Source organism: Mesorhizobium sp. M0208, from assembly GCF_040322015.1.
Taxonomy (GTDB): Bacteria; Pseudomonadota; Alphaproteobacteria; order Rhizobiales; family Rhizobiaceae; genus Mesorhizobium.
The window spans coordinates 19662-36083 of the sequence record NZ_JAMYSP010000014.1 but is presented as its reverse complement, the minus strand read 5'-3'; the positions used below and the strand labels follow the sequence as shown (position 1 = coordinate 36083).

Annotated in this window: 16 protein-coding genes; 11 read left to right on the top strand and 5 right to left on the bottom strand. The window is 61.7% G+C overall.

Translation table 11 applies throughout. The features are described from left to right. Nucleotides 1-3 precede the first annotated feature (3 nt). From NKJ17_RS16020 to NKJ17_RS16005, 4 genes are all read left to right on the top strand, one after another. The gene (locus tag NKJ17_RS16020; protein WP_352506474.1) at nt 4-426 is read left to right on the top strand and encodes a VOC family protein; all 423 of its coding nucleotides are present in this window, start codon (nt 4-6) and stop codon (nt 424-426) included. A 77-nt stretch (nt 427-503) separates the two neighbouring features. Further along, a complete protein-coding gene (locus NKJ17_RS16015) occupies nt 504-1025 on the top strand; it encodes a CoA-binding protein (protein WP_352506473.1) in 522 nt (173 codons plus the stop codon). A gap of 138 nt (nt 1026-1163) precedes the next feature. Further along, a complete protein-coding gene (locus NKJ17_RS16010) occupies nt 1164-2444 on the top strand; it encodes an O-acetylhomoserine aminocarboxypropyltransferase (RefSeq protein ID WP_352689367.1) in 1281 nt (426 codons plus the stop codon). Between the two features lie 5 nt (nt 2445-2449). Further along, the gene (locus NKJ17_RS16005) at nt 2450-2800 is read left to right on the top strand and encodes a cupin domain-containing protein (RefSeq protein ID WP_352506471.1); all 351 of its coding nucleotides are present in this window, start codon (nt 2450-2452) and stop codon (nt 2798-2800) included. Between the two features lie 33 nt (nt 2801-2833). Here NKJ17_RS16005 and NKJ17_RS16000 read toward each other — a convergent pair whose 3' ends face one another. Further along, entirely contained in the window at nt 2834-4081 is a 1248-nt protein-coding gene (locus NKJ17_RS16000) for a cytochrome P450 (RefSeq protein ID WP_352506470.1), read from the bottom strand. A 97-nt stretch (nt 4082-4178) separates the two neighbouring features. On the opposite strand from NKJ17_RS16000, the gene NKJ17_RS15995 reads away from it, so the two are divergent. Next, nucleotides 4179-5282: an NAD(P)/FAD-dependent oxidoreductase gene (locus tag NKJ17_RS15995; RefSeq protein ID WP_352506469.1), complete on the top strand. Its 1104-nt coding sequence runs from the start codon at nt 4179-4181 to the stop codon at nt 5280-5282. A 4-nt stretch (nt 5283-5286) separates the two neighbouring features. Here the strand turns inward: NKJ17_RS15995 and NKJ17_RS15990 are convergent, their stop codons facing one another. Further along, nucleotides 5287-5877 carry a hypothetical protein gene (locus tag NKJ17_RS15990; protein WP_352506468.1) on the bottom strand — a complete coding sequence of 197 codons (591 nt, stop codon included), beginning with the start codon at nt 5875-5877 and terminating at the stop codon, nt 5287-5289. Nucleotides 5878-6222: 345 nt separating this feature from the next. Between NKJ17_RS15990 and NKJ17_RS15985 the strand changes: the two genes are divergently transcribed. The 4 genes from NKJ17_RS15985 (at nt 6223) to NKJ17_RS15970 (ending at nt 11592) form a co-directional block, all read left to right on the top strand. Continuing rightward, nucleotides 6223-6852 (top strand): ATP-dependent Clp protease proteolytic subunit, encoded by a 630-nt coding sequence (locus NKJ17_RS15985; protein ID WP_254817601.1) that lies wholly within the window; start codon nt 6223-6225, stop codon nt 6850-6852. 304 nt (nt 6853-7156) lie between these two features. Beyond that, entirely contained in the window at nt 7157-8431 is a 1275-nt protein-coding gene (clpX, locus tag NKJ17_RS15980; RefSeq protein WP_006332719.1) for an ATP-dependent Clp protease ATP-binding subunit ClpX, read from the top strand. Between the two features lie 280 nt (nt 8432-8711). Beyond that, the gene (gene lon, locus NKJ17_RS15975; RefSeq protein ID WP_254817728.1) at nt 8712-11123 is read left to right on the top strand and encodes an endopeptidase La; all 2412 of its coding nucleotides are present in this window, start codon (nt 8712-8714) and stop codon (nt 11121-11123) included. A 196-nt stretch (nt 11124-11319) separates the two neighbouring features. Then, on the top strand, nt 11320-11592 hold the full coding sequence (locus NKJ17_RS15970; protein ID WP_006201846.1) for an HU family DNA-binding protein: 273 nt from the start codon (nt 11320-11322) through the stop codon (nt 11590-11592). A 74-nt stretch (nt 11593-11666) separates the two neighbouring features. Here the strand turns inward: NKJ17_RS15970 and NKJ17_RS15965 are convergent, their stop codons facing one another. Then, nucleotides 11667-12689: an aldo/keto reductase gene (locus NKJ17_RS15965; RefSeq protein WP_352506467.1), complete on the bottom strand. Its 1023-nt coding sequence runs from the start codon at nt 12687-12689 to the stop codon at nt 11667-11669. Between the two features lie 180 nt (nt 12690-12869). Here NKJ17_RS15965 and hxlB point away from each other — a divergent pair, with 180 nt between their 5' ends. Both hxlB and NKJ17_RS15955 read left to right on the top strand, forming a co-directional pair. Continuing rightward, nucleotides 12870-13436, top strand: a complete 567-nt coding sequence (gene hxlB / locus NKJ17_RS15960; RefSeq protein ID WP_352506466.1) for a 6-phospho-3-hexuloisomerase — start codon at nt 12870-12872, stop codon at nt 13434-13436. Between the two features lie 5 nt (nt 13437-13441). After that, nucleotides 13442-14185, top strand: coding sequence for a creatininase family protein (locus tag NKJ17_RS15955; RefSeq protein WP_352506465.1), 744 nt, complete (start codon nt 13442-13444; stop codon nt 14183-14185). Nucleotides 14186-14245: 60 nt separating this feature from the next. Here NKJ17_RS15955 and NKJ17_RS15950 read toward each other — a convergent pair whose 3' ends face one another. After that, on the bottom strand, nt 14246-15163 hold the full coding sequence (locus tag NKJ17_RS15950) for a carbohydrate ABC transporter permease (protein ID WP_352506464.1): 918 nt from the start codon (nt 15161-15163) through the stop codon (nt 14246-14248). A 13-nt stretch (nt 15164-15176) separates the two neighbouring features. Next, nucleotides 15177-16298, bottom strand: a complete 1122-nt coding sequence (locus tag NKJ17_RS15945) for a carbohydrate ABC transporter permease (protein WP_352506569.1) — start codon at nt 16296-16298, stop codon at nt 15177-15179. Nucleotides 16299-16422: the final 124 nt, after the last annotated feature.

Genomic DNA, 16422 nt, shown 5'->3' with positions numbered 1-16422 from the left:
GGTATGGAACCGCGCGTCTCCATCATCACCATCGCCACGGACGATCTCGACCGCGCCGTGCACTTCTACGAGGCGATGGGCCTGAAGCGCCATGCCGGGATCACCGAGGGCGTTGCCTTCTTCCAGATGGGCGGCGCCATTCTCGGCCTGTTCCCGCGGCAAAGCGCCGAAGAGGATTCGGGCGTTACCTTCTCCAAGGCGCCGTCGGCCGTCTATCTCGCCTACAACACCCGCTCCGACGCCGAGGTCGATGCAGTGCTGGCGATGGCCGAGAAAGCCGGCGGCCGTATCGTCAAGCCGGCTGGCCGCGCCTTCTGGGGCGGCTGGTATGGATATTTCGCCGATGCCGACGGGCATGTCTGGGAAGTCGCGCACAATCCGGCCTTTCCGATTGCGGAAGACGGAACGATCTCGCTGCCCGGCTGACGAGGTTCCCCTCTGGCCCATTGCAAGCCACTTGCTCGGCTGTTGGCACCTCACTCCGAAGCGCTGTATGACAAGGCATGAACCACGACGCCTACGACAACGCCTATATCGCCGGCATCCTCAATTCGGTGAAGACCATCGCCATGGTCGGCGCGTCGGCCAATGACGTGCGGCCGAGCTACTTTGTGCTGAAATATCTGCTCGGCAAGGGGTTTTCGGTGTTCCCGATCAATCCCGGCCAGGCCGGCAAGGAAATCCTCGGGCGGATGACCTATGCCAGGCTGGCCGATGTTCCAGAGCCAATCGACATGGTCGACGTCTTTCGCGGCTCCGTGGCAGTGCCGGGCATCGTCGAGGAGGTCTTGCGGCTCGATCCGCTGCCGAACGTCATCTGGATGCAGCTTGGTGTGCGCAATGACGAGGCCGCCGCGCGTGCCGAGGCCGCCGGCGTCAAGGTGGTGATGAACCGTTGCCCGAAGATCGAATACGGCAAGCTGTCCGGCGAGATCGGCTGGACCGGCGTCAATTCCGGCGTCTTGTCGTCGAAAAAGCCGCTGATGCGCCCGGGATTCCAGAGTTTCGGCGTTCGCCAGAAATAATCTTCCAGTTCTGCTGTATTTTTCCGCCAGCCCCGCCCGCCGTTGTCACGGGGAAGGGCATTTTCTTCTTTGCATTCGGAGCCGGGCTCCGCCAAGAATGCGGCGCGCTTTTCAGAAGGTTCAAAGGGAGGTTTTTCGATGGCCCGCACGCCCGGTTTCAACACGCTCGCCGTCCATGCCGGCGCCAAGCCGGATCCGGCGACCGGCGCGCGAGCGACGCCGATTTACCAGACGACCTCCTTCGTCTTCGACGATGCCGACCATGCCGCCTCGCTGTTCGGGCTGAAGGCGTTCGGCAACATCTATACCCGCATCATGAACCCGACCCAGGCGGTGCTGGAAGAGCGCATCGCGGCACTCGAAGGCGGCACGGCAGGCCTTGCGGTCGCCTCCGGCCATGCCGCGCAGGTGCTGGTCTTCCACAATCTGATGCAGCCCGGCGACACTTTCGTTTCAGCGACAAAGCTTTACGGCGGCTCGATCAACCAGTTCGGTCATGCCTTCAAGAATTTCGGCTGGCAGGTGCGCTGGGCCGACACCAATGACATCTCGAGCTTCGAGAGCCAGATCGACGACAGGACCAAGGCAATCTTCATCGAAAGCCTGGCCAATCCGGGCGGCGTCTTCGTCGACATCGAGAAGATCGGCGACGTTGCACGCAAGCACGGCCTGCCGCTGATCGTCGACAACACGCTGGCCTCGCCCTATCTGCTGCGGCCGATCGAACATGGCGCCGACATCGTCGTGCATTCGCTGACCAAGTTCATCGGCGGTCACGGCAATTCCATCGGCGGCGCCATCGTCGACGGCGGCACCTTCGACTGGTCGAAGTCGGGCAAATATCCGATGCTGTCGGAGCCGCGCCCCGAATATGGCGGCCTCGTCCTGCACGAGACCTTCGGCAATTTCGCCTTCGCCATCGCTGCCCGCGTGCTTGGCCTGCGCGATATCGGCGCGGCGCTTTCGCCGTTCAATGCATTCCTTATCCTGACTGGCCTGGAGACGTTGCCGCTCAGGATGCAGCGCCACTGCGACAATGCGGCGGCGGTCGCCGGATGGCTCTCCAAGCACCCCAAGGTCGCCTGGGTGTCCTATCCCGGCCTGCCCGGCGACAAGAACAATGCGCTGCAGAAGAAGTACTCGCCGCTTGGCGCCGGCGCGGTGTTCACCTTCGGGTTGAAGGGCGGCTATGCGGCGGGCATCAAATTCGTCGAAGCGCTCGAATTGTTCTCGCACCTGGCCAATGTCGGCGACACCAAGTCGCTGGTCATCCACCCGGCATCGACCACGCATCGCCAGCTTTCCGACGAGCAGAAGATCAACGCGGGGGCAGGGCCGGACACAGTCAGGCTTTCGGTCGGTATCGAGGACGTCAACGACATCGTCGCCGATCTGGAACAGGCTCTCGCCAAGGTTTGATCGCCATGACTCCGCCGAAATTTCTTTCCGTCGGCGTCGACACCGTCGAACCGGAACTTGGCGCGCCGGCGCCGGATCGCCTGATTTCGGGCGATCCGAAATTCCGCACCTGGAATGTCGAGGAACAGGACGGCGGCCTTTATGCCGGCGTCTGGGAAGCGACGCCAGGCAAATGGCGCATCGAATATGATGAGTGGGAGTTCTCCCACATCCTGTCAGGGGTTTCGGTGATCGCCGAAGACGGCGGCGATGCGCGCACTGTCAGGGCAGGCGACAGCTTCGTGCTGAGGCCGGGCTTTAAGGGCAGCTGGGAAGTGTTTGAAACGACTCGCAAGGAGTATGTGATCAAGCTTTGATCACCCCTGCGGCTGAGCCTGCCGGACGAATGCTCAAAAGCGCACGGCGAGCGTTTCCAGCCCATGGAAATGATAGGTGTCGCGCAAGCGCGGCTGTTCGGCAAGATGCAGCTGCGGTAGCCGGTCGAACAGGGTTTTCAGCGACACCTGCAATTCGAGCCGGGCGAGCGGCGCGCCGATGCAGAAATGAATGCCGGCGCCGAACGATACGTTCTTCTGGTCGGCGCGGCCCGGCCTGAAGGCGAAGGGCTCGGCAAAGGCCGCCGGGTCGTGATTGGCCATGCCGAGCAGCAGACCGATCGTCTCGCCCGGCTGGACGACGATACCAGGCCCGGCCTCGACCTTCTGATAGGCGTAGCGCGTGAACATGTGCAGCGGCGCGTCGAAGCGCAGGCACTCTTCGACCGTCGCGGCTGTTGCTTCCGACGAGGTGAAGAAGCGGCGTGGATCGCCGCCTTGTGCGAGGATCGACCGCACCGCATTGCCGGTCTGGTGGACAGTTGCCTCATGGCCGGCATTGAGCAAAAGGATGGCCGAGGATACCAGCTCGTCCTCCGACAGTTTCTGGCCGTCCTCCTGCGCCGCAATCAGCAGCGACAGAAGATCGTCGCCCGGCCTCTTTCGCCGCTCGGCGACGTAGCCGCGCAAAAAATGCGAAAAGTCCCGCGCCGCGCGATTGGCCGTCTCTTCGGTCTCGCGGGTGCGGCCGTGCATGTACATGGCGACCATCCGATGCGACCAGTCGAGCAGCTGCGGCCCCATGTCGACCGGCACGCCGAGCATCTCGGCAATGATGGTGATCGGCAAGGGAGCGGCGAGCGCCGGCAGCAGGTCGACTTCTCCTGGTTCGAAGCGGTCGATCAGTTCGTTGGCCAGCGCCTCGACGCGCGGCCTGAGCCGCTCGATCTGGCGCGAGACGAAGGCGCGGTTGACCAGCGTTCTGAGCCGTGTGTGGACAGGCGGCTCCAGCTCCAGCATCGAATTGGCCTCGACGCCGTCGAATGCGCTGAGATGCGTACGGTCCTGGCCGATGCCTCGGCTGTCCGGAATGCCGGCCGGGTTCTGGCGGCCGAAGCGGCGATCGCGCAGCAGACGGTTGACATCGTCGAAGCCGCCAAAGCACCAGAAGCCAAATTCTTCCCAGAAGAAGGCGTTCGATGCGCCATGCAGGAAGGTGTAGGCCTCGTATGGATTGTGGAAGAAAGCCGGCTCGTGCGGATCGAGCCGCAGGCTGCGCGTGGCTGGATCAAAGGCAAGGTAGGGCGGCTTCAATTCGGTCATGCCAGATCATTAGCGCGGCTTGCCAGTCTGGTGCCAGACCGTATGTTGGCCCTGCCGTGAGGTGAGCCGCCGAAGCGGTTGCGGAAGGACAGTTTTCATGAATGTGATCGTGGTCGGTGCAGGCATTGCCGGACTTTCGACGGCGTGGTCGCTGGTCAAGGCTGGTCACCTCGTCTCGATCGTCGAGCAGGGATCGATTCCCAATCCGCTCGCCGCCTCCGGCGACCACCATCGCATTATTCGCCGCGCCTACCGGGCCGGAACGGGCTACGGCCGGCTGATCACCGAAGCCTATGAGGCCTGGGACGAGATGTGGGCCGATCTCGGTGAAAGCCATCTCGATCCGCGCGGCTTCATCTGTATTTCGCGCGAGCCGGGAGATGAGGCGGAGGAATACCGCGAGGGCATGGAAGCGGGAAATTATCCGTTCGAATTGGTCGAGCCGGACGCCGCGGTCGAACGCTGGCCGTTCCTAGAACCTGGTTCATTCCGCTATGCATATTTTTCGCCGGACGGCGGCGCGCTGCACTGCCGCAAGATCGCTTCGGGCCTCGCCAGGTGGCTGCGCGCGAACGGCGCCAATGTCTACGAAAACAGCAAGGTCGCCGAGATCGACGCCGACGCCGGACAGGTCGTGCTTGCGAGCGGCGAAACGATGCAGGCCGACCGGATCGTCGTCGCTGCCGGCGCCTGGGTCCTGAAACTGTTCCCGGAACTGGACGGCGAACTGAAAACCTGGCGCACCGCGCTCGCCTATGTCGAACCGCCGGTTGATCTGAAGGCAGCCTGGCAGGCAGCGCCGGTCGTCCTCAACGTCGGCGGCACCATCGACGGCTACGCAATTCCGCCGACAGGTGGCGCCGGCATGAAATTCGGCTCGGGCCTGCACAGGGTGCCGACCAGCGATGCCGACTGGAACCGCCAGCCGGTGCCGGGCGAGGGTGAGGCGATCCGCAACCTGTTTTCGCCGCCGATTGCCCGGATCGAGGAGTACAGGGTCACCGAAGTGGTCACCTGCGCCTACACCTTCACCGTCGACGAGAGATTCCTGGCCCACCGGAAAGGCAAATGCCTGGTCGTCTCGGCCTGCTCCGGCCACGGCTACAAGTTCGGCGCGGCTGTTGGCAGAAGGGTTGCGGCCTGCGTCGGCAATGACGATGTCGACGGCCTGAAGAAATGGCTCAGGGCCGAGGCGCCCTGAGCGCCTAGTATCGGCAATGCCTCGGAATATGCACTCGCCGCCAGCTCGACGAACCCTCCCTGACCACCAAGCGGCGAGCCACTGTCTGATACGACGCCGGAATGTCGATGATGCGCCGCTGCTCCGGCCGCACCAGAACCTCTTCGGCGACGCTCTCGTATTCGGCGGGGAGGACAACGCGCCGCCGGCGTTCCGGCTCAACCACGACGATTTCGGCCACGCGTTCATAGCGCGCCTTGTGCCTGACCTTGCACAGCACCTTGCGGCCATTGATGATGCGCCATTCCCAGGAATAGCCGCCGTCAGCAACCTTCACGGAGCGGTAGATGATGCGGGTGATGGCGGGCACGATCTCGTAGCTGACGTGCGCCGGCGCGATCTGCACCAAGCGCTCGCGCGTCCCGTAGATTGGCGCTTCGTATTCCACCTGCTGGCCGGCTGGGCTGACGAGCACGTCCTCATAGACTGTGTCGTAGACGGCCGGCCTGTTGACCTGCTCGTAGCATTCGATCACGCGTCCGCCGGCAGCCGTTTCGGACGCCATGCCGAGAACGGTGATGCCGGTAAGGGCCAAGGAAGCAGCTTTCCTGATCATCGCACTCCCCTGTTTGAACTGCATGAAGCGAGTTCAACGTTGAATTGTAGGGTAAGCCGTGGCTGGAAAAAGCGGTTTCACCACTTTTCGTTAAGCGATGCGGTTAAGAAAACGCTAAACGCCGGCCAGGCATGAGCGACCTTCCGACGGCAGGAGAGGGCTGCCGGCACGGCGACGGGCAAAACTTGCTTTGGAAACCTTGATTCGACTTAACCGGATGGCTAGGAGAGGCGGCCTTGCGCTAGGGTGAGCCGGCATCCTATTTACACAATAACGATCCAGAACCGATTCTGCCCGATTGCAAATCTCCGGCGCCGGAATCCCATCCTCAAAAAGGGATAGTCCATGAAGAACCCCGTCGAAACCTACATGAACCTCGTTCCGATGGTGGTCGAACAGACCAATCGCGGCGAGCGGGCCTACGACATTTTCTCGCGGCTCCTCAAGGAGCGCATCATTTTCATCACCGGCCCGGTCGAGGACGGCATGGCGACGCTGGTCTGCGCGCAACTGCTGTTCCTCGAAGCGGAGAATCCGAAGAAAGAAATCAACCTCTATATCAACTCGCCCGGCGGCGTCGTCACCTCCGGCATGGCGATCTACGATACCATGCAGTTCATCAAGCCCGCCGTGTCGACGCTCTGCATCGGCCAGGCCGCATCGATGGGTTCGCTGCTCCTGACTGCCGGCCACAAGGACATGCGCTTTGCTACACCGAATGCCCGCATCATGGTCCACCAGCCTTCCGGCGGCTTCCAGGGCCAGGCCTCCGACATCGAGCGCCATGCCCAGGATATCATCAAGCTGAAGCGCCGCCTCAACGAGGTTTACGTCAAGCACACCGGCAAGAGCTACGATGAGATTGAAAGAACGCTCGACCGTGACCATTTCATGACTGCCGACGAGGCCAGGGATTTCGGCCTCATCGACAAGGTCATTTCGTCACGTGAGCCGGTCGAAGGTATTGCCTTATAGTCCCGCGGTGGCCACGCGGTGGCAATGAGTGGCGGGATTACGCGCTTTTGGCGCAGCTTGCGGCATTTCGGCCACAATTGGCTGTTCCCTCGACGGGTGCAATTGCCTACGTTAAGGCTATGTTGATTTTCGACGGCTTAGCTTTGCGTGGGGTTGTTCGAATCATTGCCCCGTTTTCCGATTTGTGTTTCGTACGGAATGCGTTGCGGGAGCCGGGGCACTGGCGGCAGCGGATTCCCGCGATAGATTGAATATGCGCCCTTTCAACCAGACCATCGGCGGGCGGCCATGAAAGGACAGGAAAATGAGCAAGGTCGGCAACAACAGCGGTGATTCCAAGAACACGCTTTATTGCTCGTTTTGCGGCAAAAGCCAGCACGAAGTGCGCAAGCTGATCGCCGGGCCGACGGTGTTCATCTGCGACGAATGCGTCGAACTGTGCATGGACATCATCCGCGAAGAGAACAAGACCTCGATGGTGAAGTCGCGCGAGGGCGTGCCGACACCGCAGGAAATCCTCAAGGTTCTCGACGACTACGTCATCGGCCAGCCCTACGCCAAGCGCGTGCTGTCGGTGGCCGTCCACAACCACTACAAGCGCCTCGCCCATGCCGGCAAGAACAACGATGTCGAACTGGCGAAGTCGAACATCCTGCTGATCGGCCCGACCGGCTGCGGCAAGACGCTGCTGGCGCAGACGCTGGCCCGCATCATCGACGTCCCCTTCACCATGGCCGACGCGACGACGCTGACCGAAGCCGGTTATGTCGGCGAGGACGTCGAGAACATCATCCTGAAGCTGTTGCAGTCGGCCGACTACAATGTCGAGCGCGCCCAGCGCGGCATCGTCTATATCGACGAGATCGACAAAATCTCGCGCAAGTCGGACAACCCGTCGATCACCCGTGACGTATCGGGCGAGGGCGTGCAGCAGGCACTTTTGAAGATCATGGAGGGCACTGTCGCGTCCGTGCCGCCGCAGGGCGGTAGGAAGCATCCGCAGCAGGAATTTCTGCAGGTCGACACCGCCAACATCCTATTTATCTGCGGCGGCGCTTTCGCCGGGCTGGACAAGATCATCTCGGATCGCGGCAGGAAGACCTCGATCGGTTTCGGCGCTATCGTCGCTTCGCCCGAGGATCGCCGCACCGGCGATGTTTTCCGCCTGGTCGAGCCTGAGGACCTCTTGAAGTTTGGCCTCATTCCCGAGTTCGTCGGCCGTCTGCCTGTCTTGGCGACGCTGGAGGATCTCGACGAGCCGGCACTGATCCAAATCCTGACCGAGCCGAAGAACGCGCTGGTCAAGCAGTATCAGCGGCTGTTCGAGATGGAAAATGTCGACCTGACCTTCCACGAGAACGCGCTCTCGGCGATCGCCAAGCGCGCCATCGAGCGCAAGACCGGCGCACGCGGCCTGCGTTCGATCATGGAAGCGATCTTGCTCGACACCATGTTCGAGCTGCCGGCACTGGAAGGCGTGCGCGAAGTGGTTATTTCGGAAGAGGTGGTGTCAGGCAACGCCAGGCCGCTCTACATCTATTCCGAGCAGAAGGAGAAGAAGGGCAACGTCAGCGCCTGACGTGAGCCGGCAATGGATTTTTCTGAAACGGCGCCGCGGGGCGCCGTTTTGCTGTCGCATACCGCGCATGGCGCCGCGTGCTGGGTGCGGATTGGAGGTACGGACCGTGTTGACCCTTGATCTTTACCCTCAGTGCCTCCAACTAATGGCAGAAGGCCGTGGTGCCGAATTCTGTGCTGTAAAACTCCCGTCACAAACGGTGGTAGGCGGAACGATCCTCGGTCGTTAATATGAGATTCGCGGTTGGCCGATTGGCGGCCGCGACATGAAAGGTTGGACAATGGCCAAATTATCCAAGGCTCCCAGCGACGGCGTCTTCGCAGTCCTCCCACTGCGCGACATCGTGGTGTTCCCGCACATGATCGTTCCGCTCTTTGTCGGGCGTGAAAAGTCGATCAAGGCGCTGGAAGAAGTGATGGGTCAGGAAAGGCAGATCCTGCTCGCGACCCAGATGAATGCCGCCGACGACGATCCGGAGCCCGATGCCATCTTTGACATCGGCACGCTCGCCAATGTGCTGCAATTGCTGAAACTGCCGGACGGCACCGTGAAGGTGCTGGTCGAAGGTGCCTCGCGTGCGAAAATCGTCGCGTTCACCGACCGTCCCGACTTCCATGAAGCCCGTGCTGCGGCGCTGGTCGAACCGGATGAGGAAGAGGTCGAGGTCGAGGCGCTGGCGCGTTCCGTGGTCACCGACTTCGAGAACTACGTCAAGCTGAACAAGAAGATCTCGCCCGAAGTGGTGGGTGCCGCCAGCCAGATCGACGACTATTCCAAGCTCGCCGACACGGTCGCTTCGCATCTTGCCATCAAGATCCCCGAGAAGCAGGAGATGCTTGCCACGCTGTCCGTCAAGGAACGGCTGGAAAAGGCGATGGGCTTCATGGAAGCCGAAATCTCGGTGCTGCAGGTCGAGAAGCGCATCCGCTCGCGCGTCAAGCGCCAGATGGAGAAGACACAGCGCGAATACTACCTCAACGAGCAGATGAAGGCGATCCAGAAGGAGCTCGGCGAGGGCGAGGACGGCCGCGACGAGGCCGCCGAGATCGAGGCGCGTATCAAGAAGACCAAGCTTTCCAAGGAGGCCCGCGAAAAGGCGGAAGCCGAACTGAAGAAGCTGCGGACGATGTCGCCGATGTCGGCTGAATCGACCGTGGTGCGCAACTATCTCGACTGGCTGCTGTCGATCCCATGGGGCAGGAACTCCAAGGTCAAGCAGGATCTGGCCTTTGCCCAGAACGTGCTCGATACGGATCATTTCGGCCTCGACAAGGTCAAGGACCGCATCGTCGAATACCTCGCCGTGCAGAGCCGCCAGAAGAAGCTGAAGGGGCCGATCCTGTGCCTCGTCGGACCTCCCGGTGTCGGCAAGACCTCGCTCGGCAAGTCGATCGCCAAGGCGACCGGTCGCGAGTTCATCCGCATGGCGCTGGGCGGCGTGCGCGACGAGGCCGAGATCCGCGGTCACCGGCGCACCTACATCGGCTCGATGCCCGGCAAGGTCATCCAGTCGATGAAGAAGGCGAAGAAATCCAATCCGCTCTTCCTGCTCGACGAGATCGACAAGATGGGCCAGGATTTCCGCGGCGATCCGTCATCGGCTTTGCTCGAGGTGCTCGATCCCGAGCAGAACTCGACGTTCATGGACCATTACCTCGAGGTCGAATACGACCTGTCGAGCGTGATGTTCGTGACGACGGCGAACACGCTGAACATCCCTGCGCCCTTGATGGACCGCATGGAGATCATCCGTATCGCCGGTTACACCGAGGACGAGAAGATCGAAATCGCCAAGCGTCACCTGATGCCCAAGGTGATCCGCGACCACGCATTGCAGCCGAAGGAGTTCTCCGTCGGCGAGGACGCGATCCGCGGCATCATCCAGACCTACACCCGTGAAGCGGGCGTCAGGAGCCTGGAGCGCGAGCTGATGAAGCTCGGGCGCAAGGCGGTGACCGAGATCCTGAAGACGAAGAAGAAGACGATCAACATCACGGCGGACAATCTTGCCGATTACCTTGGTGTTCCGCGCTTCCGCTTCGGCCAGGTCGAGAGCGACGATCAGGTCGGCGTGGTCACCGGGCTCGCCTGGACGGAAGTCGGCGGCGAGCTGTTGACGGTGGAAGGCGTCATGATGCCCGGCAAGGGGCGCATGACCGTGACCGGCAATCTGCGCGATGTGATGAAGGAATCGATCTCGGCGGCGGCCTCTTACGTCCGCTCGCGGGCCATCGATTTCGGCGTCGAGCCGCCGCTGTTCGATAAGCGCGATATCCACGTCCACGTGCCGGAGGGCGCAACCCCGAAGGACGGACCGTCGGCTGGCGTGGCGATGGCGACGGCAATCGTTTCGGTGCTGACCGGTATCCCGGTCAGGGCCGATGTGGCGATGACCGGCGAGATCACGCTGCGCGGAAGGGTGCTGCCGATCGGCGGCCTTAAGGAAAAGCTGCTTGCCGCACTGCGCGGCGGCATCAAGAAGGTGCTGATCCCGGAAGAGAACGCCAAGGATCTGGCGGAGATTCCGGAAAACGTGAAGAGCGGCATGGAAATCATTCCGGTCTCACGCGTCGGTGAAGTGTTGCGCCATGCGCTGGTGCGCATGCCGGAACCGATCCAGTGGGTCGAACCCGTTAATGCGCCGGCCGTGGTCGATGTCGCAGACGAAGCTGGTAAATCGCTGGCGCATTAGCGCTTGCTAAAGTTGCAATGCACAAAGAGAGAGCCGGGCCTTGAGCCCGGCTTTTTCATGTGAAGAACCGCAGATTTCCGGGCTTTTTTCAACTTTCTTGGCGCTTTTCGACTTGGTTGCCGGGGCGCTTCTTTCTAAAGTCCGTTTCCTGCCGGATGAGTCGAGTGTTCCGGTTTTCTCATGGAAGGGAATTTTTATGAACAAGAACGAACTGGTATCCGCTGTCGCCGATGCCGCGAGTATTTCGAAGGGTGACGCGCAGTCGGCGGTTGATGCGGTGTTTTCCGTCATCACCGGCGAACTGAAAAAGGGCGGCGATGTCCGGCTTGTCGGCTTCGGAAATTTCACCGTGTCAAAACGCGCCGCGTCGACCGGCCGCAATCCGCAGACCGGTGCGGAAGTGAAGATCCCGGCGCGCACCGTGCCGAAGTTCTCGGCCGGCAAGGGCCTCAAGGACGCGGTCAACTAAGCGCCTCCTTAAGTCTTTCAGAGAAAAGAAGAACCGGCATATCCGGTTTTTCTTTTCTGTTGGAAAGGACGGCGCTACGCCGTCGGCGCGTCCGTGCGCATCAAGCCTTCTTTCTTGAGATCGGCCCACAGCGCCGATGGCAGCTTCGCGTCGAGCAGCGAGCGATTGCTTTCGACTTCGCCAGGCCACTGGCCGCCGGGGATTACCGAGACGACGGAAGGATGCAGCAGCGGGAACTGCAGCGCCGCCTCGATCAGGCGCGCGCCGTGGCGCTTGCAGACGGCCTCGATACGGGTGACGCGGTCGATGATGTCCTGCGGCGCCTTCGAATAGTTGTAGTAGGCGCCGGGCTTCGGCCCGGTTGCCAGGATGCCGGAATTGTAAGGCCCGCCGAGAACGATGCCGATGCCGCGTTGCTGGCATAGCGGCAGGAAAGACTGCAGCGCCTCCTGCTCCAGCAGCGTGTAGCGCCCGGCAAGCAGGAACAGATCGAAATCGCCGCGCTCGGCCAGCGTCTGGGCAACCTGCCACTCGTTGATGCCGCCGCCGAACGCCTTGATCACGCCCTGGTCGCGCAATGCCAGCAATCCATAGTAGCCGGAGCTCATGAATTCCTGGATGCGCTGGTCCGAGGCTTCCTTGCTGCCATGCGTGAAGACGTCGACATCGTGCACGAAGAGGATGTCGATGCGGTCGACACCGAGCCGTTCCAGCGAGGCCTCGAAGGAGCGCATGATACCGTCATAGCTATAGTCGTAGACCTCGCGGCGCGAAGGGGTGTCGAAGAATTTGCCGATGCCGGTGCGCTGATCCGGCGGACAGGCGCGCATGATGCGTCCGACTTTGCTGGACAGCACGTAGTCGTCGCGCTTCTTCGAACGCAGGAACGGATTGAGCCGCGTTTCGGCTAGGCCTAGCCCATAAAGCGGCGCGGTGTCGAAGTAGCGGCAGCCGACCCGCCATGCCGCCTCCAGCGTGGCATTGGCGTCCTCGTCGGAGACGGCGCGGTAGAGATTGCCGAGCGGCGCGGTGCCGAAGCCGAGCTCGGTGAAGGTGATGCCGCCATTGCCGATGCGGTCGAAATGCCGTGTCTTCATATACTGTTGTTCCTCATTTGCGATTTGCCGTGACACTATCACGGCTGTGGCACATCAAAAGCACTGCGTGTCGTTGGACACCGATTTTCGCGGTGATAGCATGAATGAAAACAAGCTGTTCGGGGCAGATGTGACTGACATATTCAAGTGGTTCTCCGGCAACTGCAAGCTGGTGCAGTCATGAGGGACGCCGGCGAAAACCTGTTTGGGATTGCGCTGAGCGAGCTTGGTACCGTGCTGGAACGTATCGACGAAAGCCGCATCGACGCCGCTTGCGCCATCTTGGCGGGCGCGAGAAAGATCGTCACCTATGGGTGCGGCCGCGAGGCGCTGCAGGTCAAGGGTTTTGCCATGCGGCTCTATCACCTCGGTCTGCCGGTTTCGGTTGTCGGCGATATGACCACGCCGCCCCTGGGCGCGGGCGATGTCTTCCTCGCCAGTTCCGGCCCGGGCGAGACCTCGACGGTGCTGACCTTGATGCGGGTCGCGCGCGAGGCCGGTGCCACAGTCCTGCTGCTCACCGCGCAATCCCACAGCACTGCCGCGAAGCTGGCCGACTTCACACTGCTTATCCCGGCTCAGACCATGGCCGACGACCAGGGGCCGGAAAAGACGTCCGTGCTGCCGATGGGCTCGGTCTTCGAAGGCGCGCTGTTCGTTCTCTTCGAAGTGATGGTGCTGAAGCTCCGGGACCTGACCGGCGTCTCGCCTGAAGCGATGCGCGCCCGCCACACCAATATGGAGTAGTTGTCATGCGGTACGAATTGATGCTGCCGCACCAGATCCGCAAGGCGATTGTCGAGAACCGGCCGGTCGTGTTGCCGCTCGGTGTGCTTGAATACCATGGCGAGCACATGGCCGTCGGCATGGACACGCTGGCGGTGATCAAGAGCCTGGAACTGTTCGAAAAAGAAGCCGAGATCGTCATTCTGCCGCCCTTCTATTACGGCGCGGCGAGCTATGCGGTTGCAGCACCGGAGGGCAGTGGTTCGGTGCAGGTCGGCGGCAATGTGCTGGCGCCATTTGCGGAAGAATTGTTCTACAGCCTGCTGCGTATCGGCTTCCGCAACATCCACGCCATCATTCACCACCAGACCGAAAATTTTGCTGCCGGCATGCCAACCGATCTCGCCTTCAAGGCCGCCGGCCGGCAGGCGATCTTCCGCTTCCTGGAGAAAGAACGTGGCGAAGGCTGGTGGGGCTCTGCGGCGATGGCCAACTATTATGCCGAGCACGCCGAGGGCAGCAATTTCTTCAACTGGGTGCAGGTGCATCCGCTGATGCCGGCTTCAATGCACACCCAATACCCGTTTGACCATGCCGGCATCGGCGAGACGTCGCTGATGCTGGCGTTGTGCCCGGAAGCGGTCGATGCCGACCGCTTCGCCGACAACACCGGCTGGTACACGGCAAGTGCTTCCGAAGCCTCGGCCGAATTGGGGCAAAAAGGGATCGCCATGATCCTCGATCATTTGCGGGCAACCCTTTCGGGTTAGCGCGGTTTTCCCTCTTCCCTTGTTATTCCCTTGTTGTGGAAGAAGGGAAGGCTGGCGCAGTTATTTCACCGCGCCCGCCGTCATGCCCATGATCAGGTAACGCTCGAGCGCGATGCCGATAACGGCGAGCGGTGTGATGGCCGCGGTGGCGAGCGCTGCCATCGACCACCAGTTGATGCCTTGTGAGCCGGTCTGGCTCGCCACCATGACAGGGATGGTTTTGGCGTCGGTCGAGGTCAGAAGCGCGGCGAAGAAATACTCGTTCCAGCACAGCACCATTGCAAGGATGAAGGCCGCGACCATGCCCGGCAGCGCGATCGGCATGACGATGCGCAAGAAAGCGCCCCAGATCGACAGGCCGTCGACGAGTGCTGCCTCCTCCAGTTCTACGGGAATGGAATTGAACTGGTCGCGCATGATCCAGATGACGATCGGCAGCACCATCAGCGTATAGAGCAGGATCAGCCCGATGCGTGTGTCGAGCAGGCCGACTTCCCGGTAGAGCACGAGAAAGGGCAAGGCCAGTACCACCGGCGGCAGGATCAGCTGCGACAGGAAGAAGAAGGAGATGTCCTCGTTCCTGAACCAGGCGAACTTGTAACGATAGCGGGTCAGCCCGTAAGCGGCGAGGCTGCCAATGACGATCGCCAGGCTCGAGGCGCCGACCGAAGTGATGACCGAATTCATGAAGCGCTTGATAAATTCGTCGCGAACCGTCGACGTCCGAAGGATCGAGTCCGGAGAGAGGCCGAGTGACCGCCAGCCTTTCCAGTCGGGCTGGAAGTCGACGAACGGAATCAGATGGCCCTGGGTGACGTCCACCGCGGTCTTGAACGAAGTGGTTATCGTCCAATAGATCGGGAACAGACAGATGAAGGCCCAGAAGATGAGCGCGCCGTAGATGAAGACGCGGTTGGCGACGAAGCTCGCCGGCGAACGAATTTCGGAAGCGGCATAGTCCGTGGTCTGAACGCTCATCTTGCCGGCCCGATCAGTTGACGTTGCGCACGAAGCGGCTGGCGAATTTCAGCAGCCAGGTCACGAACACGATGATGATGATCAAATAGGCCATCGCCAGCATCGTGCCGTAGCCGACATTCGATCGATCGCGATATTCGCGGTAGATGAAGCTCGACACTGAATCGGTCGCGCCGCCCGGGCCGCCAGAGGTGACGGTGATGATGATATCGGCGAGCTTCAGCTTGAAGATGATGCGCAGGATGACTGCCGTCACCGAGACCGGCAGCATCAGCGGGAAGGTGACCTGCCAGAAGGTCTGCCATGGGTTGGCGCCATCGACACGCGCCGCCTCGAGCACTTCGCGCGACATCGCCTGCAGGCCGGCGAGCAGCATGATCATCATGAACGGGATGAAGGTCCAGGCGTCGAGCACCATGATCGAGATGCGGGCGGTGATCGGGTTGGAGAAGAAGGCCGGGTTTTCCCAGCCGAGATGCCGCGCCAGCGTGGCGGCCGGCCCGAAGCGGTATTCCATCAACGACTTGCCGATCATCCACGACACCGCCACCGGCGACAGCATCAGCGGCAGCAGGAAGACGACGCGGAAGAATTTTCGCGCCCGGATCTGCGCGTTGAGCAGCAGCGCCAGGCCGAAGGCGATCACATATTCGACCAACACCGCCAGCACGTAGAGCACCATGTTGAACAGCGCGTTGCGATAATAGGCATCGTTCAGCATCTGCCAGAAATTGTCGAGCCCGTTGAACTTCCGGCCGCTGAAAGAACTGAGGTTCCAATCGGTCAGCGCGATGTAGAAGCCGAACAGGGTCGGGAAGATCACCATGGCAATGGTGAACAGCAGCGCCGGCAGCAGGAACAGCGCGCGCTGGCCGTCCTCGCCGCGCGTCAGCACCTGGCCGATGCCGAGTGCGACACCCCACAGCACATAGGCGTAGACCACCGGCCGCCAGCTCTCGAAGCCGATAGCGTCGACATCGCTCTTGTAAAGGATCTGCAGCGCGATCACCGCCAGAAGGCCGAGCGTTGCAGCAGCCATCAGCGCCCAGCCAAGCCGTTTGCGGCTCCGTGGGATCAGGTCGGATGGCACGGCGCCTGCCGGCCATTCACTTGTCGACAAAGTCTGGTCAGCCAGGGTCCGGTCAGCCACGCGTCTTGCCCGTTCACAGGAGGCTCGATGACCGGCCGAGCCGGTCGAGGCCAAGTCGGTCAAGCGGAGGTCCGGCGGCTTTGCGCTGCCGGACCAAGTTTCACGATCT